This window comes from Candidatus Enterococcus willemsii (assembly GCF_009933335.1).
GTDB lineage: Bacteria > Bacillota > Bacilli > Lactobacillales > Enterococcaceae > Enterococcus_F > Enterococcus_F willemsii.
Genome location: NZ_MAEL01000034.1, coordinates 1 through 24,994 on the forward strand (window position 1 = coordinate 1; position 24,994 = coordinate 24,994).

The 24,994-nt window shown below is 35.2% G+C and carries 25 protein-coding genes; 6 read left to right on the top strand and 19 right to left on the bottom strand.

What is annotated here, in order from left to right:
• The 5 genes from BAU17_RS05475 to BAU17_RS05495 form a co-directional block, all read left to right on the top strand.
• Positions 1-326: hypothetical protein (locus tag BAU17_RS05475; protein WP_237579085.1), on the top strand; the 326-nt coding region annotated here is incomplete at its 5' end.
• Between the two features lie 185 nt (positions 327-511).
• Positions 512-772: a hypothetical protein gene (locus BAU17_RS05480; RefSeq protein WP_237579086.1), complete on the top strand. Its 261-nt coding sequence runs from the start codon at positions 512-514 to the stop codon at positions 770-772.
• Positions 773-880: 108 nt separating this feature from the next.
• Entirely contained in the window at positions 881-1,135 is a 255-nt protein-coding gene (locus BAU17_RS05485) for a hypothetical protein (RefSeq protein WP_161901820.1), read from the top strand.
• Positions 1,110-1,460: a hypothetical protein gene (locus BAU17_RS05490; RefSeq protein WP_161901821.1), complete on the top strand. Its 351-nt coding sequence runs from the start codon at positions 1,110-1,112 to the stop codon at positions 1,458-1,460. The genes BAU17_RS05485 and BAU17_RS05490 overlap by 26 nt, the downstream gene beginning before the upstream one ends.
• Before the next feature lie 99 nt (positions 1,461-1,559).
• Entirely contained in the window at positions 1,560-2,723 is a 1,164-nt protein-coding gene (locus tag BAU17_RS05495; protein ID WP_161901822.1) for an AI-2E family transporter, read from the top strand.
• A gap of 17 nt (positions 2,724-2,740) precedes the next feature.
• Here the strand turns inward: BAU17_RS05495 and BAU17_RS05500 are convergent, their stop codons facing one another.
• From BAU17_RS05500 to BAU17_RS05560, 13 genes are all read right to left on the bottom strand, one after another.
• Positions 2,741-4,063, bottom strand: a complete 1,323-nt coding sequence (locus BAU17_RS05500; RefSeq protein WP_161901823.1) for an amidohydrolase — start codon at positions 4,061-4,063, stop codon at positions 2,741-2,743.
• The gene (locus BAU17_RS05505; protein WP_161901824.1) at positions 4,047-5,783 is read right to left on the bottom strand and encodes an adenine deaminase C-terminal domain-containing protein; all 1,737 of its coding nucleotides are present in this window, start codon (positions 5,781-5,783) and stop codon (positions 4,047-4,049) included. Before BAU17_RS05505 ends, BAU17_RS05500 begins: the two co-directional genes overlap by 17 nt.
• A gap of 12 nt (positions 5,784-5,795) precedes the next feature.
• Complete coding sequence (locus tag BAU17_RS05510; RefSeq protein WP_161901825.1) at positions 5,796-6,863, bottom strand: ABC transporter substrate-binding protein; 1,068 nt, start codon at positions 6,861-6,863, stop codon at positions 5,796-5,798.
• Positions 6,864-6,870: 7 nt separating this feature from the next.
• Positions 6,871-7,899, bottom strand: coding sequence for an ABC transporter ATP-binding protein (locus BAU17_RS05515; RefSeq protein WP_161901826.1), 1,029 nt, complete (start codon positions 7,897-7,899; stop codon positions 6,871-6,873).
• Positions 7,900-7,912: 13 nt separating this feature from the next.
• Positions 7,913-8,692 (bottom strand): ABC transporter permease, encoded by a 780-nt coding sequence (locus BAU17_RS05520; protein ID WP_161901827.1) that lies wholly within the window; start codon positions 8,690-8,692, stop codon positions 7,913-7,915.
• Positions 8,685-9,518: an ABC transporter permease gene (locus tag BAU17_RS05525; RefSeq protein ID WP_161901828.1), complete on the bottom strand. Its 834-nt coding sequence runs from the start codon at positions 9,516-9,518 to the stop codon at positions 8,685-8,687. Before BAU17_RS05525 ends, BAU17_RS05520 begins: the two co-directional genes overlap by 8 nt.
• Before the next feature lie 180 nt (positions 9,519-9,698).
• Positions 9,699-12,302 carry an ATP-dependent chaperone ClpB gene (gene clpB / locus BAU17_RS05530; protein ID WP_161901829.1) on the bottom strand — a complete coding sequence of 868 codons (2,604 nt, stop codon included), beginning with the start codon at positions 12,300-12,302 and terminating at the stop codon, positions 9,699-9,701.
• Between the two features lie 256 nt (positions 12,303-12,558).
• The gene (locus BAU17_RS05535) at positions 12,559-13,494 is read right to left on the bottom strand and encodes a hypothetical protein (protein WP_161901830.1); all 936 of its coding nucleotides are present in this window, start codon (positions 13,492-13,494) and stop codon (positions 12,559-12,561) included.
• A 127-nt stretch (positions 13,495-13,621) separates the two neighbouring features.
• Positions 13,622-14,179: a histidine phosphatase family protein gene (locus BAU17_RS05540; protein ID WP_161901849.1), complete on the bottom strand. Its 558-nt coding sequence runs from the start codon at positions 14,177-14,179 to the stop codon at positions 13,622-13,624.
• Between the two features lie 35 nt (positions 14,180-14,214).
• Entirely contained in the window at positions 14,215-15,066 is an 852-nt protein-coding gene (locus tag BAU17_RS05545) for an aldo/keto reductase (RefSeq protein WP_161901831.1), read from the bottom strand.
• Positions 15,067-15,135: 69 nt separating this feature from the next.
• Positions 15,136-15,552, bottom strand: coding sequence for a MerR family transcriptional regulator (locus BAU17_RS05550; protein ID WP_161901832.1), 417 nt, complete (start codon positions 15,550-15,552; stop codon positions 15,136-15,138).
• A 100-nt stretch (positions 15,553-15,652) separates the two neighbouring features.
• Entirely contained in the window at positions 15,653-16,822 is a 1,170-nt protein-coding gene (locus BAU17_RS05555) for an SAM-dependent methyltransferase (RefSeq protein WP_161901833.1), read from the bottom strand.
• 263 nt (positions 16,823-17,085) lie between these two features.
• The gene (locus tag BAU17_RS05560) at positions 17,086-18,255 is read right to left on the bottom strand and encodes an MFS transporter (RefSeq protein WP_161901834.1); all 1,170 of its coding nucleotides are present in this window, start codon (positions 18,253-18,255) and stop codon (positions 17,086-17,088) included.
• A gap of 138 nt (positions 18,256-18,393) precedes the next feature.
• Between BAU17_RS05560 and BAU17_RS05565 the strand changes: the two genes are divergently transcribed.
• Entirely contained in the window at positions 18,394-19,275 is an 882-nt protein-coding gene (locus tag BAU17_RS05565) for a LysR family transcriptional regulator (protein WP_161901835.1), read from the top strand.
• A gap of 56 nt (positions 19,276-19,331) precedes the next feature.
• Here the strand turns inward: BAU17_RS05565 and BAU17_RS05570 are convergent, their stop codons facing one another.
• The 6 genes from BAU17_RS05570 to BAU17_RS05595 form a co-directional block, all read right to left on the bottom strand.
• Entirely contained in the window at positions 19,332-19,571 is a 240-nt protein-coding gene (locus BAU17_RS05570; RefSeq protein ID WP_161901836.1) for a hypothetical protein, read from the bottom strand.
• Between the two features lie 17 nt (positions 19,572-19,588).
• A complete protein-coding gene (locus BAU17_RS05575) occupies positions 19,589-21,577 on the bottom strand; it encodes an ABC transporter permease (protein ID WP_161901837.1) in 1,989 nt (662 codons plus the stop codon).
• Between the two features lie 3 nt (positions 21,578-21,580).
• Positions 21,581-22,339: an ABC transporter ATP-binding protein gene (locus BAU17_RS05580; RefSeq protein ID WP_161901838.1), complete on the bottom strand. Its 759-nt coding sequence runs from the start codon at positions 22,337-22,339 to the stop codon at positions 21,581-21,583.
• A gap of 153 nt (positions 22,340-22,492) precedes the next feature.
• Positions 22,493-23,500, bottom strand: a complete 1,008-nt coding sequence (locus tag BAU17_RS05585; protein WP_161901839.1) for a sensor histidine kinase — start codon at positions 23,498-23,500, stop codon at positions 22,493-22,495.
• On the bottom strand, positions 23,487-24,182 hold the full coding sequence (locus BAU17_RS05590) for a response regulator transcription factor (RefSeq protein WP_231475117.1): 696 nt from the start codon (positions 24,180-24,182) through the stop codon (positions 23,487-23,489). Before BAU17_RS05590 ends, BAU17_RS05585 begins: the two co-directional genes overlap by 14 nt.
• Before the next feature lie 200 nt (positions 24,183-24,382).
• Positions 24,383-24,961 (bottom strand): TetR/AcrR family transcriptional regulator, encoded by a 579-nt coding sequence (locus tag BAU17_RS05595; RefSeq protein WP_161901840.1) that lies wholly within the window; start codon positions 24,959-24,961, stop codon positions 24,383-24,385.
• Positions 24,962-24,994 lie beyond the last annotated feature (33 nt).

Genomic DNA, 24,994 nt, shown 5'->3' on the forward strand with positions numbered 1-24,994 from the left:
ATAGAAGCAATACCCAAGTGACTAATGTATTTGTATCTAGTCAAATTAATCATTATAAAGTATTAAATAAACACAATGTTATAAATGACGAAGAATATGGAAAATTATTAACATGTTTACTCAATGTCCCTAAAATACATCTACAAAATAATTATGCAGAAGAGCTAGAAAATTTATATGACTTGTTACAAGGAAAAATACTTAGTTTTGAGCAATTTAAAAATAGAAAAAATTTGATTCTCAATCAATTGGCACAGGAATGTGATAAGTATACTAATTTTAATACAGAAGAATTAAGTAAAGAGAACAGTATGTCCAAAAATTAATATTTACATATCAAATAATTTCTCTATACAGTACTATAATATGTTTTTTTAAGGAAAACTTCTAAAAATCCAATTATCCGCTTACAATGTTCACTTTTTTAAATTAACTTAAAGTTTTTTTAAATAATCCCCTTCTTCTTTGTTCTAAAAGCATTTATCAAGTAATCTATAAGACAAGAGGTGGTATGATGAAAGTTGATAAATTAGAATTTAAGCGAATAGTAAATGAGGCGGCACACCTTGCTTTTCATTACAGTCAAATAAAAGATACAGATGACATAAACATTAATAATGATGAATTAGAATATTTAATTTCCAACAATATTCATCATAAAGTAATAAATGCATCGAAAAAAAGCCTCTTTGGGGATAAAGTGATTTTACAAGCAAGTGCTGAAAAAGATTATGTATTATTAAAAAAGTATATTGACTACTTTCGTGAGTAGAACCTTTCTTTTGAGAAAGGTTCTTTTATTTTTTAAGCATTTGTTCGCTTTACAAACAGAACATAAGTTCTTATTATAGGAATATAATAAAATTTGGGAGTGAGAATAATGAGTTACCAAGATACTTTTTTAGAACATTTGATGAATGAACAAACATGGCATTCTTTTCAAAACATGTCACAACCTGACCAACAGATGATTGAAATTTTCGCTTTAGCAACTTTGGCTACTTTTCAACCAGAAAAAGTCACTTTCGACAGAAAAATAATAACCAATGAGGATGGTACAAGTGAACTTTGCTACACCATTCGTACTGCTTTAGTAAAGGAGGATTCTCATGAGCTCCCTCCATCCTTACAATGATCGTAAAAAAATCAAATGGGCTGGTTTTTATTTATCTGAGCATACCGCACAAATCGATGCACAAAAAAGGGGCTCCTCCATTGAACCTAAACCACAAATGAGTGAGGAAGAAATAACGCGTACCTTAGAAAAAGCAGTCTTGTATAATCAATCAATCGCTATCCAACTCAATCAAATTGCAGATGAACAATATTTACCTGACATTGAAGGTTATTTACAAGGCTATGAGAATAATGTGCTATTCGTAGCTAATCAGCAAATAGAATTAGAGATGATTCGTCATATTACTCTATCTACTCCTCGAAAATGGTCAAACCTTGATTAATTACCCATAATTTGATTATGTAAACTTTAAAATAATAGTTTCTATTTTGCCTTATTTCATTTATGATAGAACTATAAACTATTTATGAGGTGTCGTTGATTGAAAAAAATTAAAATTGATTGGAATTATTGGATTATTCGTTTTCTATTTTTAATGGTAGTTATTTTGGGGTATAAATTTATCTCGAACTATCAAATTGCAGTAAATAGCTTGCGACGCTTTATCCAAGTGCTTTCTCCGTTTATTATGGGATTTGTTTTGGCCTATTTATTAAACGGAGCACAAAAACGCCTAGAAATGTTGATACAAAAGTTTAATCTTCCTTTTTTAACAAAAAGAAGTCGAGGGTTAAGTATTCTTGTCCTTTATCTGGTTGCCATTTATTTAGTCTTTGTGGCTTTAAATTATGTTATACCGATTATTATTGTCAATGTCATTGATTTAATCGCTATGCTACCAGCTTTTTATAATTACATTTTAGAAGTTGTACAAGAATTGGAAAATAACAATGTCATTGAGATTATTCGTTTAGAAGAACTTCTAACAAAATTAACAGCTGACTACTCACCTGAAAATGTCCTAACACAGTGGACGCAAGCGTTGACTTCTTTAGGTGCTTTTACGAAAAGTTTGACTTCCTTAGCTATTAATTCAGTATTAGCCTTAATTATTTCAATCTATACGTTATTATTTAAAGATGCTATTTTAGATTTTATTGCTAAATGTTCTCAAAAGATTCTATCTGAACATTTGTTTGAAAGTAGTAAACGTTGGATTCAAACCACAAATCAAATTTTTTACAAATTTATCAGCTCACAGTTTCTTGATGCTTGCATTATTGCAATTTTATCGACAATTACGTTACTCTTGCTTGATGCTAAATTTGCTTTAACTTTAGGTTTGTTACTAGGTGTAGGGAATATGATTCCTTATTTTGGAGCAATCTTTGCTTCTATTATTACAGCAATCATTTGTTTCTTTACCGGCGGATTGAGTCATGCAATTTATGTACTAATTGCTTTAATCGTCTTACAACAAATTGACGGAAATATTATTGGACCGCGTATTATGAGTGGCGCACTAAATTTAAATCCGATTATTATTATTATTTCGATTACGATCGGCGGTGCCTATTTCGGTATTTTAGGCATGTTTTTAGCCGTACCTGCTGCAGCCATTCTAAAAATTATTGTCACAAATTGGCTAGATGACTCTTTGATTGAAACAGAAGAACAAGCTGAAACACCACTACAATCCGAATAAGATTGTAGTGGTGTTTTTCATTTAATTGTTGCTGCTCGTTTTTGAGCTTCATCAATAAAGGTATCCATTTGTTTCATTAAGTTTGTTTTTAATTTTTGACTATCATGTTTCACTAACTTTTTATTTGCTACGAGGTGTTTTCCGTTCACCCACACATCAGAAACATTACCGGCATTTGCTGAATAAACAAGCGCTGAATAAGCATCAAATATTGGGAACATGTTCAATGACTGGGTCTCAATGAGCGTAACATCTGCCTTTTTCCCTACTTCAATTGAACCAACTAGTGTATCTAGCCCCAATACCTTTGCCCCACCAATCGTCGCCAAAGCAACAATCTCTTTTGCTGGAAAAATCCCACGATCATGTTCGTAAGTTTTATGAAAGTTAGCAAACATTCGCATTTGTGTAAATAAATCCAAAGTATTCCCGCTACTAGGCCCGTCGGTTCCTAAACCAACATCCCAATGATGTGTCAACATCGCTTTCACCGGCGCTACACCTTTAGCTGATTTTGTATTGGCACCAATACAATGCGCCACAGATACCTGTTTGTCATCAAGTAATGCAAGATCACTTTCTTCTGTAAAAATACAATGCGCCATAATAAAATGGTGATCAAAATAGCCCAAATCATTTAAAAAAGCAATTGGTGTTTGTTGGTATTTTTCAGCAAACTCAGTCATTTCATAAGTCATTTCAGCAACATGCATGGTAATAGGCACTTGATGTTTTTTCCCTAAGTCAATGATTCTTGCCAATAATTCAGGTGAATTCGTATTGGTTGCATGAGGAGCGATTGCTGGTGTAATCAAGGGATGATGTTGCCATTTTTGAATAAAGGTTTCATCACACCAATCAAGTGCTTGTTCTGGCGTGGTAAAATCACAAGTAGCCATCTCGATAATCGTTTCTCCTAAAATTGCCCGTGACTCCATCTCTGCTACAGCTTCAGCAATATCATCTTCAAAATAATACATATCGCAAAAGCTGGTCACCCCACTTAGCAACATTTCAGCTGTTGCGTATTGTGCAGAAGCTCGAGCAAGTTCTTTAGTCATAACTTGTTCTAAAGGAAATAAAAAGCGACGTAAGCGATCAGGGACATCATCTCCCAATGAACGAAAAGGAATCATTCCGACATGTGTATGCGTATTAATCATCCCTGGCAACAAGATTCCTTCATTTCCATCAATCACAGTATCAGCTTGCGGTAAAGGTTCTACCATACGCCCGATTTGCTGAATCGTCTCATCTTCGATTAAAACATAAGCATTTGGAATTTCTGTATATTGTTCATCCATCGTTAATAGATGAACATTTTTAATCAATTGACGCATGAAGCAACACCCCATCTTCTGGAAAAATAAGTGGATAAAAAGTTTGTGATTTGGTATCCATCATTCCTTTATCCGTCACTTTAATTGCTGGTGATACAGGTAATGATAGTGTCGAAAAAGACATAATTTCATTCATGTTTTCATACCCTAGATTTTGCATCGCTTGACGAACGTGTTTTAAGTCCGCCCCTAATTCTTCAATTGGTGCTTGTGACAAAATACCACCGATTGGTAATGGACAGGTCGCAACAACTTGACCATCATGAACCACTACGTATCCTCCTTGTAGCTTTAGCAATTCATGTTGTGCTAGTAGAATAGAGTCTGCATCGTTTCCCATCACCATTAAATTATGGTGATCATGCGCCCAGGTGGTAGCTATGGCGCCTTTTTTCTTCAGTGGTTGATCCATTAAGGCATGTGCAATATTGCCATTTTTTCCATAGCGTTCCATGACGATTAGCTGAGCTATATTGGCCTCTTGAATTTGAAGTATTCCGTTAGTGACAGGAATTGTTCTAGTTACTCGTTCTGTAAAAGTACCAACTACTTGTTTTTGAATGACGTTGCAACGAACAAACTCTTTGTCTGTCTTTACTGCTAACCGTAAATCTTGCGGCGTTAATGGTCGACAATGAACACTTTGAAAATATTCTGCTGGAAATTCTTCAATAACTTCTGGATAATGAATGGCTTCACCTTTAGTATAAACTGGATGCCCATCTTTATATACAGCGTTAATTGAAAATTCTGCTAAATCATCTAACAAAATAAAATCAGCTATTCGTCCCGGTGCAATCATGCCCCGATCTAACAAACTCATCCGACGTGCGGGTGTATATGTCGTCATATAAATAGCCTCTTCCATTGGCAAACCTGCTTGAACTGCTTTTAGTAAGTTTGCATTTAAATGGCCTGATAATAAATCATCCGCCATTACATCATCCGTAATAAAACAAGCAAAATCGTATAATTGGTTATCATGAATGACCATCATATTTTCTGGAGTGATTGACTTATTTTGAAATTGAATAAAGAGACCTGCATTAATTTTTGCTAGTAATTGTTCTGGAAATTGATGTGTATGATCGGAAGAAATCCCACTATATAAAAAATCGGCTAATTCTTGATCATAGATTTTAGGAATATGTCCTTCCATAGGCATTGTTGGTCGTTCTTTCTTACATAAGTCAATAATTTGGGCAATTAATGAGTCAGTCTCATAAGCAATCCCTTTAAAATTCATTGCTTCACCTAAGCAAATTACGCGTGGATCTTGCAATAACTTCGCTACTTCTGCTAATCCAATAACCCCACCTGTTGTTTCTAATTCAGGGGTTGTGGAAGGAACAGAAGATGGAATAGCGTGAAAAATATCTAATGTTGTATCAGCAGCCATAAACTCTTTTAACCCATCTAATCCAAAAACATTCGCCATTTCATGCGCGTCTGCCACAATTGTTGTCACACCGTAGCGCAAAACAGCTTCTGAAAAGATGGTTGGTGTCGTCATAGAACTTTCAATATGCATGTGTATATCAATTAAGCCGGGAATCAGGTACTGATTCTCGGCTTCAATAACATTTGTTGAAAGATAATCTATGTCGGCAGGACTGATATAATAAAATTTGTTGTCTTTGATAGCAACATTTTGCTTTATAAAACTACGTGTCGGTGTTTGAAAAACCCAAGCATTTTTAATAATCAAATCTGCGTTCATTTTATCCCTCTTTTAATTATTCATTGTACGGTTCCACTGGTCAACCCATGAACCCATATTTTCATTAATCATTTTGAAGTCGACTGCTTTGGCGCGATCGGCAATTTCTCCGTAAGTTTTGTTACTCGCTTCTTCTGCAGTTAATTCAACGTTTTTGTTGACTGGTCCTTCATTTAAAGATAGTGCTTTGGCTTTTTGTGATTCTTCACTAATACGATGATCCACGAATTTCAAAGCTAGTTCTTTATTTTTTGTATCTTTCGGAATATTTACGGTATTAAAGTTAGCATAAGTACCAGATTCAGGAACCACATAAGTGACTGTATCGGTTGCCCCTTTAATGATGTCGACTGCAAAATCAGCAACCACAGCAACTGAAATTTCACCAGATTGGAACATATTCGCTAAATCAGATGATTTCGAATATGTTTTAACAACATTTGGTTTTAACTCAGTTAATGCATCAAAGGCTTTTTCTCCGTTGTCAGTCGCAATATCTTGTCCCGCATAATCACTAGCAACATATAACATCAATGGTCCTGCTGTAACAGTAATATCAGGAATTGAAATTTGACCTTTTAAATCTTCACTCCATAAATCATCCCAACTAGTAATCTCATGTCCAACTTTTTCTTTGTCGTACACAATTCCAATACTATTAACAGCGATCGGTACACCAGAACCACTTTCAAATACTTCTTTTGCATTATCTGTTAAATTTGCTAAATTAGGTACATCAGCTTCTGTAATATCTAAAAATAACCCGTCTTGTGTTCCTTCAGTAGAGTTATTTTGTGCTAATTCAATCACATCAACACCTGCTTTCGGATTATTTTTAAATTTCGTAAAACGATCCGCACTATTTCCAACTTCTAAGGTAATTTTAGCATCGTTTGCTTCTTCAAAAGGAGCCATAATATCTTTTTTTACAATATCTTCACTTAATCCAAATGTCGAAACCACTAATTCATTTGAACTTGCACTTTCACTTCCTGTCGCTCCTGTGGGTGCTTCGCTATTACCACACGCACCCAAAATAACTCCTGATACCAATAATAAACCAAACAAATACTTTTTCATTACATTCTCACCTTTCTAAAATAACTAATTTTTCAGCTGGGAAGTTTAATTGAATTTCTTCGCCAGTTTGGTAAACTTGTTTATCACTGCCGTTTACTAAGAGTGTACCTAAATCTGTTGACACTTCATATTGATGACTTTTTCCTAAAAACGTTCTTACGATAACTGTGCCTTTAATCGCACCAGACGCTACAATTTGAATATCTTCTGGACGAATGGTTGCAACCGCTTGTGAGGCATCCACATCAGAAATGCTTGATGACAATGGAACATTCGTGAGTGTTTGGTAACCTGTTGCTGTTTTTGTCACATCAAAGAAATTCTCAAAACCAATAAATTGTGCGACAAATTTTGTTTTTGGTAAGCGATAAATATTTTCAGGTGTATCGTATTGTTCAATCACACCTTTATTCATAATCGCTACTTTATCTGAAATAGAGAAACATTCTTCTTGATCGTGAGTAACGAAAACTGTCGTAATACCTAATTGCTGTTGGATACGTTTAATCTCAATACGCATCGTGACGCGTAACTTGGCATCTAAGTTGGATAAAGGTTCATCTAACAACAACAGTTTTGGCTCAATAATCAATGCTCGTGCTAGCGCTACACGCTGACGTTGCCCACCGGATAATTGTTTCGGATAGCGATCGCCTAAATCTTCCAATCCACAAATTTTGAGCATATCGGCCACACGTGTTGCAATGACATCCTTTTTTTCTTTACGAAGCTTCAATCCAAACCCCACATTTTCCGCAATTGTCAAATGTGGAAATAAGGCATAACTTTGAAATACCATACCAAAATTACGTTTATGCACCGGCACTTTAGTTAAATTTTCATCATCCAAAATAAAATCACCCTCATTTGGATGAATTAAACCAGCAATTACACGTAATGTAGTTGTCTTTCCGCAACCACTCGGACCTAAAAGGGAAACTAGCTCCCCTTTTTCCATAGAAATATTCATTTCTTCTAGTATATTTTGTTTTCCGTCATAACTGACACGAATATCTTTTAGTTCGACAAATGACACAGTATTCTCTCCTTTACGCAATTGACGCTAAACCAAGCGTTTTTTCAATCAGATACATTAGACCCATTGTTAGTAACATCAACATGACCGAAATTGCTGAGACAGTCGGATCATAGTTGTATTCCATATAACTCAATAAAGATGTTGGCAGCATTGTCACACCAGGTCCGGATAAAAACATGGACACTGGAACGTTATTAAAGGAATTGACAAATGCCAACATGAAGGCCGCAAATATTCCTGATGACACATTCGGCAAAACAATTTGCATAAAGGCACGAATGCGTGTACATCCTAAAGTCCAAGCGACTTCTTCAATCGAATAATCCAACTGGTCCATACTAGAGCCAACAACACGAATGATATAAGGTAAACTAATTAAAAAATGTCCAATTAACAATCCTTGAAAAACTGGCAACCCTAACGCAACGACAATAAATTGAAACAAAGTATAACCAACAACAATGCCAGGAATAACTGTTGGTGATAAGAAAAAACTTTTAATGAAACTCTTTCCTTTGACTGTATACCTTGCAAGTGCATATGAGGCAGGAACACCTACCAATAAAGCCAAAACGGTGGCTAATAAACCGACAACTAAACTTAATTTAAAACTTTCGAGCATAGTATCTAAACGTAAAGCATTCAAATACCAATCTAATGTGAAACCTTTAATCGGAAATTGAATTGCTGCCGCAGTTCCGAACGAAGTAACGACAATTAAGACTAAAGGTAAAAATAAAAAGGCAAATACTAAAATCGCAATCATCGTCATTCCTTTTTGTTTACGCATGGTCCATTTCCCTCCTATCCATTCGTCTTGCAATGATATTTAATGTCTTCATCACCACTAAAGTTGTCACAATCATAATGAAAGCAATCACTGCAACTGCATTCCAATCACCTAGCGTAGATGCTTTTTGATAAAGGAACGTTGCTAACAACATCTTTTGGTTTCCCCCTAATAACTGAGGTGTTGTATAAGCGGTCAACGTACCTGTAAACACTAAAATACTGCCAACAATCGCTCCTGGAATTGATAGAGGTAAAACAATTTTTACAAAGGCTCTAAAAGGCGAAGCTCCCAATGTTTCTGCCGCTTCTAACATTTCTCCTTCAATATTTTCCATTACACCAACTAAAGTCATAATCATAGTTGGCAAAAATAAATATACAGAACCGATAATAATAGCAAATTCTGTATAAAGCAGACTTAATGGCTGATCAATTAAGCCAATCGACAACAAGAAATTATTAACCACACCATTTTTACCTAAAATATTAATCCAAGCAAAACTACGAATAACTGAGTTGGTTAATAACGGAAACAATGTCATAGCCATTAAAATCCCCCGCCATTTTTTCTGTAGACTAGCAATATAGTAAGCAGTCGGAATACCTAAGATTAAGGAAATTATCGTGACAATTCCCGAAACACGAATGGTCCGCCAAAAGATACTACGGTTGTATTCATCTTGAAAAAAAGAAACATAATTTCCTAATCCACCATTCATTGGTAAAAACGTAGGAAAAATACTGGCTATCAAGGGTACCATTAAGAAAAACACAAGTAAAATAATACCTGGCAATAAAATTATATAAGAAATATTTTTCTTCATTTTTAGACTCCTTTCATTTTTCACACAGAAAGATTATACGAGAGCATATCCATGATTACAATGAAAATATGAAAAATAATCAACAAACAACATATAATGTTCGTATTTTTACGCATAAGAAAAGCCACAAGCAAAGTAACTACTTTGCTTGTGGCTTTTGACTGTTATACACTAGTTGTTCTATTCTTCAATCGCTTCATTTTGAAAGACTAATTGATTGTTTAATAGTGTAATGGTTACTTTGGTTTTAGGTAAAATACGTCCAGACACAATTTCTTTTGCTAATGGTGTTTCTACTTCGCGTGTCACAAAACGACGTAATGGTCTTGCACCATATGCTGGTTCATAAGCATTTTCAGCAATCCATGCTTTAGCATCATCGTCGATCGTTAAATAAATTTCTTGTGAAACTAAACGACGAGATAATTGAGCAACAATTTTATCTACGATACCTTTGACATTTTCTAAGCTTAATGGTGTAAATAGAATGGTATCATCGATTCGGTTTAAGAATTCTGGTTTGAAGTGTCCTTTTAGAATACTCATCACTTGTTCTTCTGTTGCTTCTGGAATTTGACCATCAGCAGTTACACCATCCAATAGAATTTGTGAACCGATATTACTTGTCATGATTAACACGGTATTTTTAAAGTCAACTACACGACCTTTGGAATCAGTCAAACGACCATCATCCAATACTTGTAAGAGAATATTAAAGACATCCGCATGTGCTTTTTCAATTTCATCTAACAAGATAATTGTATATGGGTTACGACGAACGGCTTCCGTTAATTGTCCACCTTCTTCATAGCCAACATAGCCTGGAGGAGCTCCAACTAAACGAGACACAGAATGTTTTTCCATGTATTCACTCATATCAATTCGTACCATATGGTCTTCTGAATCAAATAGATTCTCAGCTAAGGCTTTTGCCAATTCGGTTTTTCCGACCCCTGTTGGTCCCAAGAATAAGAACGAACCGAGTGGGCGATTTGGGTCTTGCAAGCCTGCACGTGAACGAATTACAGCATCACTGACTGCGTTAACTGCTTCGTCTTGGCCAATCACACGTTGATGAAGGGTTTCGTTTAATTTCATTAATTTTTCGCGTTCCCCTTCAACCAGTTTCGTTACTGGAATACCAGTCAAGCGACCAACAACAGTCGCAATTTCATTTTCTGTGACAGACTCTTGTACCATGCGTAATTGGTCAGAATTATTTTTTGCATCTAGTTCTTTTAATTCTTTTTCTAATTGTGGAATTGTTCCGTGACGGAGAACCGCTGCACGTTCCAAATCATAATTATTTTCAGCATCCTCTAGTTCGTGTTTTGCACGATCGATTTCAGCTCGTTTATTAGAAATTTCATTGACTTCTTCTTTTTCAGTTTCCCATTGCATTTTCATTGCATTGGTTTCTTCACGTAATTCAGCCAATTCTTCTTGTAAAGAAACTAAACGTTTTTTCGATGCGTCGTCAGTTTCTTTTTTCAATGCGGCTTCTTCAATTTCCAATTGCATCAAACGACGAGTCACTTGATCTAACTCTGTCGGCATTGAATTCATTTCCACACGGATTGTGGCACAAGCTTCATCGACTAAATCAATCGCTTTGTCTGGTAAGAAACGATCCGTAATATAACGGTCAGATAAAGTTGCAGCAGCGACAAGTGCATTGTCATGAATATTTACGCTGTGATGAATTTCAAAACGCTCTTTCAAGCCACGTAAAATGGAAATCGTGTCTTCTACAGTTGGTTCTTTAACCAATACTTTTTGGAAACGGCGTTCTAACGCTTTGTCTTTTTCCATGTATTGACGGTATTCATCTAATGTTGTGGCACCAATTGTATGCAATTCGCCACGAGCCAACATTGGTTTTAATAGATTTCCAGCATCCATACTACCTTCTGTTTTACCAGCACCGACAATATTGTGGATTTCATCAATAAATAGAATGATTCGTCCTTCAGATTTTTTCACTTCTTGCAAGACGGCTTTTAGACGTTCTTCAAATTCACCACGGAATTTAGCACCTGCTATTAACGCCCCCATATCTAATGAAAAAATGGTTTTGTCTTTTAAGTTTTCTGGGACATCTTTGCGCACAATCCGTTGAGCTAAACCTTCAACGATTGCCGTTTTACCAACACCAGGTTCCCCGATTAGTACTGGATTATTTTTCGTTTTTCGTGACAAAATTCGAATAACGTCACGAATTTCTTCATCACGGCCGATAATTGGATCCATTTTGCCATTTTTGACTTGTTGAACTAAATCAACTCCATATTTTTCTAACGCTTTGTATTGCTCTTCTTGATTTTGTGAGGTCACTCGATCCCCTCCTCGCATGTCTTCGATATTTTTACGTAATTCTTTTTCAGTGATTCCTTGATTTTTCAAATATTTAGTTAAGCGATAATTTTTTAATTTCATTAAAGCCAGTACAACAATCTCAGTTGATAAAAATTCATCTTGAAACTCTTCACGAATTTTATCAGCTTCTGATAATAGATTGAAAAGATTTTGGCTCATACTTTGTCCATATTGAACATTGCCACCCTCGATACTTGGGTATTCATCTAAGGCTTTATCTACTTCTCTTTCAAAAGCTTCTACATCTACACCTGCATCCGTGTAGAAATTTCTTGCAAAGTGGCTTGGTTGTAAAAAGATTTTCCATAAATGGGCAATATCAATTTCTTGATGATGACGTGTTACTGCGACTTGTTGTGCTTCTGCAATAGCACTTTGTAATGTCGTCGTCATTTTTTCTATATTCATAGCTATTCCTCCCATTGATTCATAAGTTTCCTTACAATGATTATTATACGCTTTTGGTCAGTAATGGTCAAAGAATAACCCTTGAAAATTTGACTTTTTTTAATCAAATTCTGTTTGGATAATCTTAATCATTATGATTATGAAACTTTTTCTATTTCGTACTCATTCTCTTTGGATAAAGCATTTAATAATGGAATACTAATAAGAAAAAAAGATACATTCATTTCCAACAGAAAGAATGTATCTTTTTTTGATTTTAACCTAATTTATAACTTTCAATTGTTGCCTTACGTTCTTTGACCATTCCAATAATTGTCGGTACAGCACCGATTGCTGTAAATACATAAAGCAATCCTAAATCAGTATAATATGGGCTTGAGTCTATATAGCCTTCTTTTAGCAAGTCAGGGAAGAATTGGAAAGACGACACTAAATCCCATTCATATACTTTAGAAATAGTAAGTGCCCAATCTAAACGGGAACCAAAATAAACCATCGCAATCATTAATAAACAGCTAACGACAATACCGATATTACCTAATTTTCCTCCAAGCAATTCATATCCTTTTAGTGTACAGATTGCTAGAATCAAACCAGAAATAACCGCAACGTAGCCCAATTGTCCTAAAATAACAATCGCCGCCACACCGATTAAAGAACCTAAAATCGCACCGACAATCCCAGCAACAATATTCTCTTTTTTCTGTTGTTGTGCCGTTTGATTTTCTACGATTGTAGTTGAATATTTTTTAAAGCATTCTTCACAACAAATAATTGGTGCACCACCGATAGCATATACGCTAACCTCTTCTGCACCACAATCCGCACAGCAATTAACAAAATGGTGGTCTTGTAAAAAGCGAGTAATTAATTCTAAAACTTCTTCCAAATTCATGGCACTTTTTTCAGCGTTTCTTCCTGTTTTTAAGTCGTAGCGTACTTGGTACCCATTAACACTACAGTTTGTAATAATTTTCGATTCTTTTACTAATTGTTTCAATAATTCAGCGTCTGGTAACTCAGTACCTTGTTTTAATGAAAATTGTAAACCAAAGACAAAACTTTCATCCACTGATTCCAAACTTAAGGTATACCCATTTTTCATTCCGTATAAAATACCTGATTGTTCATCAAACGATAAGCGAACCCCATCTGCTATTGTTTGAAGCGACTCCATAAACTTCTGACTCATTTCTTCCTCCTATAATTACAAAAAATTTAACCCTACATAAAAATTTTAAACGAGAAAGCTTAATGTGTCAATCAATTCTAATGAACGCAAAAAAAGAAAAATAACAGAAATACTTACATTAAGTACGTTATATACGGCTAAAGTCATGGTTAATGATTTCCACTAATCGAAAACAATTATTTTCAAATTCAAATTTTAAAATACAACAATTTTTCAAAGCGCTTTTCTGATCAACTTCACTCGTATGCGCCCAATAACGCATAAATTGTCTACAGGAAGCACCATGCGAAACCGCCAGAATGGTGTCGTTTTTTTCTTGAGACATGAATGATAAAATCGTATCAGCTACACGTTGTTGAAACGTCATTTCATCTTCTCCACCAAACGGCACAAAAAAATCTCCATATGGCAATGCAGGGTTCAAAAATTCGGGTTCACCTTCAAATCGACCAAAATTCCATTCTTTTAAGCCCTTCAAGCGAGTATAAGGTAAGTCAGTAATTTGTTCCAACGTATCCGAAGCACGTTCAGAGGTAGAACAATACGCACTTTCAATAGTAATATTATTTGACGTAAAATATTCTGCTGCAAGTTGTGCTTGTTTGATGCCTAAATCTGTCAACGGTGCATCACACCAACCTTGAATTTTATGCAATTCATTAAATAATGTTTGTCCGTGACGCATAAGGTATAAAGTTTTCACTTCTCTTTCTCCTTCCATTAAATACCTAGTTTTCTATCTGCCATCCAGCGGATTTTTTCAGGGTCAGTATGTGAGAAAAACTGACTTTCTCCGCAATTCAATGTTTCTATCAATTCTTTATCTTCTTTCGTTAACTGAAAATCAAAAACGGCTAAATTTTCACGCATCCGCTCTAAATTAACAGTTTTTGTTAATACAACGATTTCTTGCTCAACTAGCCAACGAATAATAATTTGTGCCACTGATTTATGATGCTTCTTAGCAATCGAAGCCAAAATTTCGTTGGTAAAAATATGATTTTTTCCTTCTGCAAACGGAGCCCACGCTTCAGGAAGAATTCCTTCTTGTTTCAGTGCTTGAATCGTATGAGGTTGTTGATGAAATGGATTGATTTCAATTTGATTAACTTGCGGAGCAATCTTATTGAAAAGTGATAAATCAACTACGCGATCGACGGAAAAGTTAGAGACACCAATTGACCGGATTATTTCTTGCTGCTGTAATTCTTCCATAGCACGCCATGCACCATACACATCATTAAAGGGTTGATGAATTAAGAGCAAATCTACATAATCTAATTGCATACGTTTCAAAGAGCATTGCAAAGAGGCATAAACACCTTCATAAGAGACGTTCTCTACCCAGATTTTTGTTGTAACAAAAAGTTCTTCTCGAGCAATATTAGCTTTTTTGATACCTTTGCCAACCGCTTCTTCGTTTAAATAAGATTGCGCAGTATCAATATGCCGATATCCTGCTTGAATCGCTTGAAAAACAGCTTCCTCAGCTTCTATCGGATCTGTGATTTGAAATGTACCAAATCCTAAAATTGGTATTTCAATGCCATTGTTCATTGTTATGCGTTTCATTACATATCCTCCTTCAAACTAACGTTACTATTAGTTTAAAGTATGAAGCATACTTTATAGCAAGACTTTTTATAATACTAATTTCCAAAGTTCTTCTGCTGTTTTCTCTGTCAGTTCCCCGTTTTGAAATTTTGCTAAATGTTCATCGTAAGTTTCAATTTTATATGCTAGTAATTTTCTAACACGTACCATTTCAGCAATTTTTGCATCTAGTTCATTCAGTTGATTCGTCAATACTTGCTTTTGTTTACGACGTTCTTCGCCTGTTTCTTTCGATAATCGCGAAAATTCCTGCAAAGAGTCAATCGATAATCCAGCATTTCGCAATGATTTCATTAAGTAAATCCAATTTAAGGTTGAATTCGTATATATACGATACCCATTTTCATCTCTTTCAATTGGTGGAATAATCCCTATTTTTTCATAATAACGAATCGTCGAAACAGGAATATCCATTAATTTTGCGACATCCTTACTTGTATACATTTATTATCCACTCCTTTTTTCTTATTTTTCCATATTGTTGTATGTAATACAAGCTAAAAACAGGTTGCTAATGTCTCTACATTAACAACCTGTTTATTAATTAAACGTTTCGGTGCATTGGAATCTCATTGTTAAATGGATGCACAAGTAAATATTGTACAACATCGATATTGCTGGATTCAAAAGAAGCCGCACACGCTTGTAAGTATAAGTCCCACATGCGATAGAAACGTTCGTCATGAATCTTCAACACATCGTTTTTCGCTTCGTGGAAGTTTTTAGTCCAATGTTCTAAAGTGAGTTGATAATCACGACGTAAGCTTTCTAAGTCAATTAAATGCAAGTCATTTGCTTTCATGTGATTGGCTAATTCAACTACGCCCGGAATGTAACCACCCGGGAAAATATATTTATTAATCCAAGCATTGGTTGCGCCACCTTGTTGACGGGAAATCCCATGAATCAATGCCGTGCCTTTTGGCTTCAATAAGCGTTTTACGACTTCAAAGTATTCGCCTAAACTATCTTCACCGACATGCTCAAACATGCCTACACTTGTAATATGATCAAAAGAGACGCCTTTTACCTCACGATAATCTTCAAGAATCACAGAACAGCGGTCTTCCAGTCCTTCTTCTTTGATTCTAGCTTGAATAAAATCATATTGTTGCTGACTTAAAGTAATCCCTGTTGCTTTTACCTTGTACTCTTTGGCAGCAGTTAACATCAAGGTTCCCCAACCACAACCAATATCAAGCAAGGTTTCATTTTCTTTGATAAATAACTTATCTAAAATATGATGAATTTTATTGATTTGCGCTTGTTCCAAACTATCTTCTGATGTTTGGAAATACGCACATGAATAAGTTAACGTTGGATCTAACCACAGCTCATAAAAATCGTTTCCCAAATCGTAATGTGATTGCACATCATGTACATTTTGTTTTTTCGTATGCTTATTTAATTTAGGCAACCATTTCATATAATTTTTTGAACGAAGAAAGCTGTCTGCTTGTAAATATGCATCGGTAATGACTGCTTGAATACTACCTTCAATCTCAATCTTTTTGTCCATATACCCTTCACCTAATGCTAATGACGCATTAGTGGTAATATCTTTGACTGGAATCATGTCATTAAATGTAATTTTTGCTACAGGCGGCTTTGTTGTGTCCCCGTATCTTTCTTGTGTTCCATCCCAATAATGCACTTCCACCGGAATCGAAAACGAATCAGAAAATATTTTTTTGTATAATTGTTTCTCTAACATAAGCGACCTCCTACATTTTAGCTTCCATCCAAATTTATTCATGGATTGTTGTCAATAGCTTGCTGTAGGAAAACCTATATGGATAACACTTTGATAAACCTACTCAAGTTTTGACAGAACAACAAATAAAACTTGAATGATTTTTTAGGTGATTCAACATCTAAAACGTACAATAAATTGTACACCTCTATTTTTTTTACGTAAAATAAAACGTTTTGATAACAGGCTATCGAAATCATCATTCGATAGCCTGTAAAAAGATATTATTTTTTATTTAAAATTTGTTTGTTAAAGATAAAGTACAATACGCCTGCCACTAAAGCGACAACAGCCATTGATACGTACACACCATTATAGCCAATTATAGGAACCAAAGCGCCTAAAATCGATGGACCAATTCCGACAGCTGCATCAACAATTGCTAAGAAAGTTGATGTAGCTAGGCCAACGCGATGTTCTGGTGCAACTTTGATGGCAATGGTTTGACCACTTGATAAGAACGTCCCGAAACCAGCACCGATAAATACAGCAGACAATAATAAGATAACGCCGTTACTTGCAATTCCCATTAAAAATAGACCAATGGTAAATGAAATAAATGATGGATACATAACAAAGTTTTCACCTTTGGTATCAATCAAACGTCCTGCGACTGGACGAGAGAATAAAATAGCAACAGAATACACAATAAAGAAGAAACTTCCTGCAGCTACTAACCCAATCTCACTAGTATATGAAGTTAAGAAACTGACAATACTTGAATAACCAACACCTAATAAAATCCCAATTAATGAAATAGGCACAGCCTTCATTTCTAGGAAATGATGAATGGAAATAGATGATTTTTCATAATCTGGTGTATAGTGTGATTTTGGAATGTTTAAAATAAACGCACCAATCCCAGCTACAACTAACAAGACAATTGACACCGTAACAATTGCATAGAACGATAATTGACGGACTAAAAACATCCCTAACATTGGACCAATTGCTGAAGCCATTGTAGTACTCAATGAATAATAACCGATTCCCTCACCTCGACGAGCAACAGGAATAATTTGTGCTGCAATCGTACTTGTTACGACAGAAGCTGAACCAAAACCAACCCCATGTAAAAAGCGTACAACCATTAATAGCAATAAACTATGTGCACCATAATAGAACAGTGAAGCAACTAAATAAATCGCAAGTCCGATAAATAGCATTCGTTTATAACCAACTCTTTCAATAATTCCACCTGTAAGTAGACGTGCGATTAAGGCGCCAATAATAAATATTCCAACGGCTCCCCCTGCTTGACTTGGTGTTGCACTTAATGAATCCATCGCATATTCAGCAATAATAATCATTAATAAGTAATAAACTAAATATGCCAGGAAATTAACGAGTGTAACGGTGATAAAATCCTTTGTCCATAATTTTGATTTTTCCACTAATAATCCTCCTCAATATAATAGAAAAAGTTTTCCGAAAACTTTCTTCAGCTTTTACATTATAACATCGACAAATCAGTAAGTTAAATATATAATAAATTATATATTAATTACTTTTAGGAATAAGGAGGCACATTTATGGAACTTACCCAATTACGCTATTTCCAAACAGTCGCACGATTAGAAAATATGACAGCTGCTGCCCAAGAATTGCATATTGCTCAACCATCGCTTAGTAAATCAATCAAAAACTTAGAAACAGATTTAGGGGTACCGCTCTTTGATCGTGTTGGCAAGCGCATCAAATTAAATACGTATGGCGAAATTTTTTTAGAATCCGTCGAACGTATTTTCCGTGAGTTAACACATAGTAAATATCAGCTGAACCACTTAGTTGAACAAAAAGAAAACAGTGTGATTATCGGTGCCTCATCTTCACGTTTTTTACAAGAATTATTCCAAAAATTTTTTATTCAGCACCCTGCGCGTCGTTTCAAAATCTCACATATTACGCAACAAGAAACATTGGAAGCACAATTACTTGATGGTGAAATTGATTTGGGAATTTTCTATACACCAACAGATCATCCAGACATTGAATGTCAGCCGTTATTGACTGAAGATATTTATTTAGCAGTGCCACCGAGTCATCCACTCGCACAAAAAGAAAGCGTCCATCTTAGTGAAGTTAAAGATGAAAGTTTTATTAGTGTAACGAGTGATTATACATTTGGAGAAATGACTAAACTATTCTGTTATGAAGCGGGTTTCAAACCTGATATTGCCTTTGAAATCGAAAGTTTCGATTTCATTATCCAACTCGTCTATGCTGAATTTGGTGTAACCTTTGTTCCTTATTCTTGGGCTGATAAATCACATCGAAATTTACCACCACTCTTAAAAATTCAATCCCCAGTTTGTCAAAGAACCATTTGGTTGTCTTGGGCCAAACAACGCTATCAAACCAAAACAACTCAAGAATTCAAAGCATTTGCAATGTCTTATTTTGATTCCAAATAAACAGCAGGCTATTCGCTTACGATGAACGAATAGCCTGCTGTTTTAGCTTGAAAAAATTACCATATCCCTAATTCTTTTGCAATTTGCTTGTCTTGTTCCCTGTGTGCACCAATTTGATGATTCATCCAACCAGTTTTTTTACACCAAATCAATTGTAAGATTGTTGCGACTGCTTCGGTATTTACTTCAGACAAGCGGAGTTCTTCAATTGGTTGAATAACTTCCAGATTTTTTGTGGCTTTCACATACGTGTGTTGTGGTTCAAGCCAAACAAAATAGCCTTCTGATTGATTCATAGTAACCACCTCACTGATTATGAATGTTGTCTTTCAACAATTTGGTAATAAATTTTCGATGTTTGTAAATAGACAATGAAATAACATAAGCTAAAGACTAAAATTCCCAGCGCTGTAACCATGATATACAAGGTCTGATTGTGAAAACCAAAAATTAACAATAATTTTTGGATAATTGGACTAGCAAATAGCAAGTGAACAATTGCCAACAACAGCGGGAAGAAAAAGACCATTAACACTTGACTACGAATGGTTTGTTTCACCTCTTTATGACTCATTCCAACTTTTTGCATCACTTCAAAACGATAGGCATCTTCATAGCCTTCTGAAATTTGTTTATAGTAAATGATTAGTCCAGTTGCTACGATAAAACTGAGACTAAAAATCACTCCAATAAATAAAAAACCACCGACTAATTCTGACATATCTTTTCTTGACTGATCAATTGACTCAAAATAAGCATACATCTCAGTCGTTTCTCCAGCATTTGCATTCAATTCTTGAACAAATCGGCTGACAGCTTCCACAAACGATTCTCTGTCACCTTCTGCTGTAAAATTAAGAGCGATGCGTGTCCCAATTGTAGTATTTATTTGACTATTCATCACGATATCCTCTAGCACACTTCGGTCTTTAACAACCACAGTATATCTATCAATAAGACTCGCTTCATGTGTGGAAAAAGGAAAGTCGTCAAGCGCAGTCACTTGAAATGTTTTCGTTCCTAATTGTAATTCGTCTAATTGCTCTGCTGACGTATAGACATAAGCGTCATCAGCAGATAATATGATTTTTTTACCGCTAAACATTTCATATTCCTCCGCTGTCATTATTTCCATGTCTACTAAGTTGAGATTGGCACCTTTTTGCTTTTCTAAAAAATCACGTTGACTAGACTCATTAAATTTCGTTCCTTCTTTGACTAAGGTTGGCAATTCAACATAATCATTGAAGACAAAAAATTCGTCAGGAGTGATAGTATATTCTTCCATCAATTCTGTCAACTTAGGTTCAATCGCTTCACCGGTTGTCTGAGTGCCTAGCTGCATATCAAACGGATGCTGATTACGCAAACTATCTTCTTTCCCAGCAAACAGCCCGACCGTAGAAGAAATAGTCACTAAAACCATGGTACTCAATACACAAATGCTTGCTAACCCCATCCCGTTTTGTTTCATTCGATATAACATACCCGAGATATTAATAAAGGCTTTCGGACGATAATAAATCGAAGAACGATTTTTTAAAAATTTTAACAAACTAATACTAAAGGTAATCATCACGATATATGTGCCGAAAATGACTAAAAGAATCGCATAAAAAAATGTATACAATGCACTAAGTGGTGATTCAATCGTTAAAGATAAATAATACCCAATCCCTAAACAAATAAGACCAATCACGCTCAAGAACCAACGCGCTTTTGGCTCTCTTTCACCAACATTACTACCTCGCAACAATTCCGTTGGATTTGCACGTCGTAACGAAAGAAGATTGATTAAGAATAGACTCAAGAAAATAAACGCATGGAACAATGCCGTTAGATAAAACATCTCTGCAGTTAATTGAAATGTAAAGTGTTCACCAAAACCAGTTAATTTCTTCAAGATTAGAAATAGATATTTTGAAAAAATACTTCCTATTAACAATCCTCCACCCAAAGATAGTAAAAAACTAAGAATACTTTCAATAAAAAGCATCCAGCCAATTGCTTTTTTATCCAATCCTAGTACATTATACAAACCAAGTTCCTTTTTGCGGTGTTTGTTTAGGAAGCCATTCGTATAAATCGAGAAAATGACTGAAAAAATCATAATCACAATCAGTCCGAGATTAAACATGCTACGAACTGCTTGTGCATTAGGCATTTTAGTCATGCCCTCATTCTTCAACATGACATACATTAAAAAATTAAGTATGACGATGAAAATCATCGAAAATAAAAATGGGAAATAGACAGGTTTATTCTTCAATATATTGCGAGTAGCTAATTTAGTATAAAACATCCGCTACACCTCTTCTTTAAGTAAAATAGAAATCGTTTGGCTAATTTCGTCCATGAATACTTCTTGGCTCCGTTGACCACGATACAATTGATGAAAAATTTCGCCGTCTTTGATAAAGAGTACCCGATTGGCGTGACTCGCAGCTAAAACACTATGTGTCACCATCAAAATCGTTTGTCCTTCTTCATTGATTTGATGAAAGAGTTGCAGTAATTGATTCGCCGATTTTGAATCCAACGCCCCTGTAGGTTCATCCGCTAAGACCAGATCTGGCTCGGTGATAAGTGCACGCGCAATTGCTACTCGTTGCTTTTGACCACCAGAAATTTCATAAGGAAATTGATTCAATAATGTTTCAATTCCTAATTGCTTTGCCAAAGGATCTAAGCGTTTGAGCATTTCTTTTAAAGGAACCCGTGATAAAACAAGTGGTAGCAAGATGTTATCTTTGATATTAAAAGTATCTAATAAGTTAAATTCTTGAAAAACAAAACCTAGATGTTCTCTGCGAAATTTTGCCAGTTCTCCTTCTGCAATCGTCGCTAAATCAATATCATTTAAACGAACTTGACCTGCAGAAGCCTTATCTAAAGTTGCTAAAATGTTGAGTAAGGTACTTTTTCCTGAACCTGACTCCCCCATCACTGCAATATATTCTCCTTGACTCACTGTAAAATCAATTCGTTTTAACGCCTCGACAGGATGTTTGCTCAAGCGAGGATGATAGACTTTTTTTATGTTTTTGACTTGTAATAATTCCATTATTTCCTTCCTCCTTTTCTCCTTTTAGTTTAAAAGAATGGCCAACGAAAAGACAGTGACAATCAGTGGGTCGAATCCTACAGTTTTGTCACATTTAGTTAATTAAACAAAAAACTCACTATATTAACACAAAAATTGTGCATACAGTGAGTCCTATTCGCTAATCATCGATGTTGGAAGTGTGACGCACACTTCAGTTCCTTCACCAATCACGGAAGTAATCTTTAAAGTAATACCTAACTGATCCGCAATTTCTTGGCATAAATATAAGCCCAAACCGCTAGACCCTTCGTTTTCTCGACCATTAAGACCAGTATATCCACGCTCAAAAACACGTGGCAATTCTTCTGGTAAAATCCCTTGTCCAGTATCTTTTATCCGTATTTCTTGTGGGCGATTTTCTGGACTATAAATCGTAATTCGCCCTGCTTTTGTATACTTAATAGCATTTGACAGTATCTGTTCAATCAAAAAAACGAGCCATTTTTTATCAGAGAGTCCCTTCTGATCCAAATTCACCAAGTCGACTTCGAGGTCTTTGTAAATAAAAAAGTGGGCGTACTTTTTGATAAGTGGTGTAATTAATTGCTGATAGTTGACTTCTTCAAAACGAAAATCTTGCTGAATCGATTGCAAGCGTAAAAATTGTAACATCATATCTAAATATTGTTGAATTTTAAAAATTTCTTCCTTCAATTGTCGCTTTTCTTGCGTTGGAAACATCTGTGTTAATAAGTCTAACGAAGCAAGCGGTGTCTTGATTTGGTGACTCCACAAAACAGAATAATCTAACAAAGCCTTCTCTTTTACCTCATATGATTCTTCTAATTTCCGTAATTGTGCTTGGCTTTTGGCGAACAACTGATGGTAGTCTTGCTCCAATAACGTGCTTACTGTCAGTGTTGTCACGTGATGAATTTGAGATTGACTCAAAATGACTTGAAGAGCCTGATGTTTATGCCATAAGCGAATTCCCCGAACACATAAAGTAAGTACAACAATTGGAAATGTAAAAAGCAAGGTATCTACGTAATACTCCGATGGAATATTGTGAAAGTAAAGCGTACTACCAATCATTACCACTAATAAGAAATAAACAACTAAAAACCAAACATTCTCTTTGATAACTTGCCAAACAAACCTAGCTTTAGTCATTTTCATCAGACATCACCAACATGTAACCAATTCCTTTCAACGTTTGAATCGCTCGTGAAAGACCTGCATCTGCTAGTTTTTTACGCAAACGAGTCATATTGACAGTCAATGTATTTTTACTAACAAAAGCTTCACTTTCCCACAATTTTTCCATTAATTCTTCTTTTGTTACTTTTTGTTCAGCATGAACAAATAGATGCGCTAAAATTTTGGTCTCATTTGGTGTCAAACTAATGATTTGTTGATGGTAATGCAGTTCATTTTCTAATACCGATAAAGACAATTGTTGGTAAGTTAATTGTTGCTCTTGTTGATTAAATTCATACGTTCGTCGGAAACTTGCTTGAATTTTTACCACTAATAATTCCATATCAAATGGTTTGGCAATAAAGTCATCTGCTCCTAAATTCATCGCCATAACCATATTCATCTTATCACTTGCTGAAGATAAAAAGATAATTGGAACTGTCGAGATTTCCCGGATTTTTTGACACCAATGATAGCCACTATAATAAGGCAAGGAGATGTCCAAAATAACTAATTTCGGTTGCACTTGATGAAAAACACCTAAAATATCTTGAAAATCCTCCGCAATCATTGTTTGAAATCCCCACTTATCCAAGCCCATTTTCGTAAGTTGTGCAATATTTTGATCATCTTCTACTAATAATATTGGTTGCGCATCCACGTTTCGTTCACTTCCCTCATTCCGTTATTTTCCGTTATCATACCACTAATAAATGATTCGCAAAAGAGACTTTAACCTATTTAGTAATCTAACCAGTTGGCTCTAAAAGAACGCTTAAAAAAATCGGATTTCTTAAGCATTCTATCCATGTTAGACTTTTTGCCTAACTTTCAAGAATTACTTCAGTCATCCGATAATTTCTACATATTTAATGCTTTCTTGACTTCATGATACATTCTTTCAGGAACATGATGAAGAATTGTTTCATTAATTTCTGCGATAACTTGCTCATGACTCAACGATATAATTTTGGCAGCCATTAACGTTGCCATTCCGGTAGAAGAAATTAATAAGGCATCGTGCAAACACCGATGTTCTTCTTCTGAAAGTTGCTCGTAAATTGTGTCTTTTGTCGTGTCTTTAAAGTAACGATATGAATACTGATAAATCACTGGCTCTGATGTTTCGCTCTCGACAAAAATAGCCGCAAATAATTTAGGGTTTTTCTGTGCAAATTCAACATAATTCAAAAAGCCATCTAACAATTTCTCCCCTGTTTTTGCTACTGGGAAAACATCATGCTGCATCTCAACCACAATTGTTTCAATCAGAGTATCCTTTAGGTTTTGCATATTACTAAAATGGGCATAGATGGGCTGAGTAGACATTCCCATGCTATCTGCCACGTTTCGAGCAGTAAATTTGTTAAAACCATTTTTGCGAACATACTCATATGCACCTTGGATTAACTGCTCTTTCTTATACATTTTTGGTCTCATATAATCACCACATCTTTTTATTTATGCACCAAG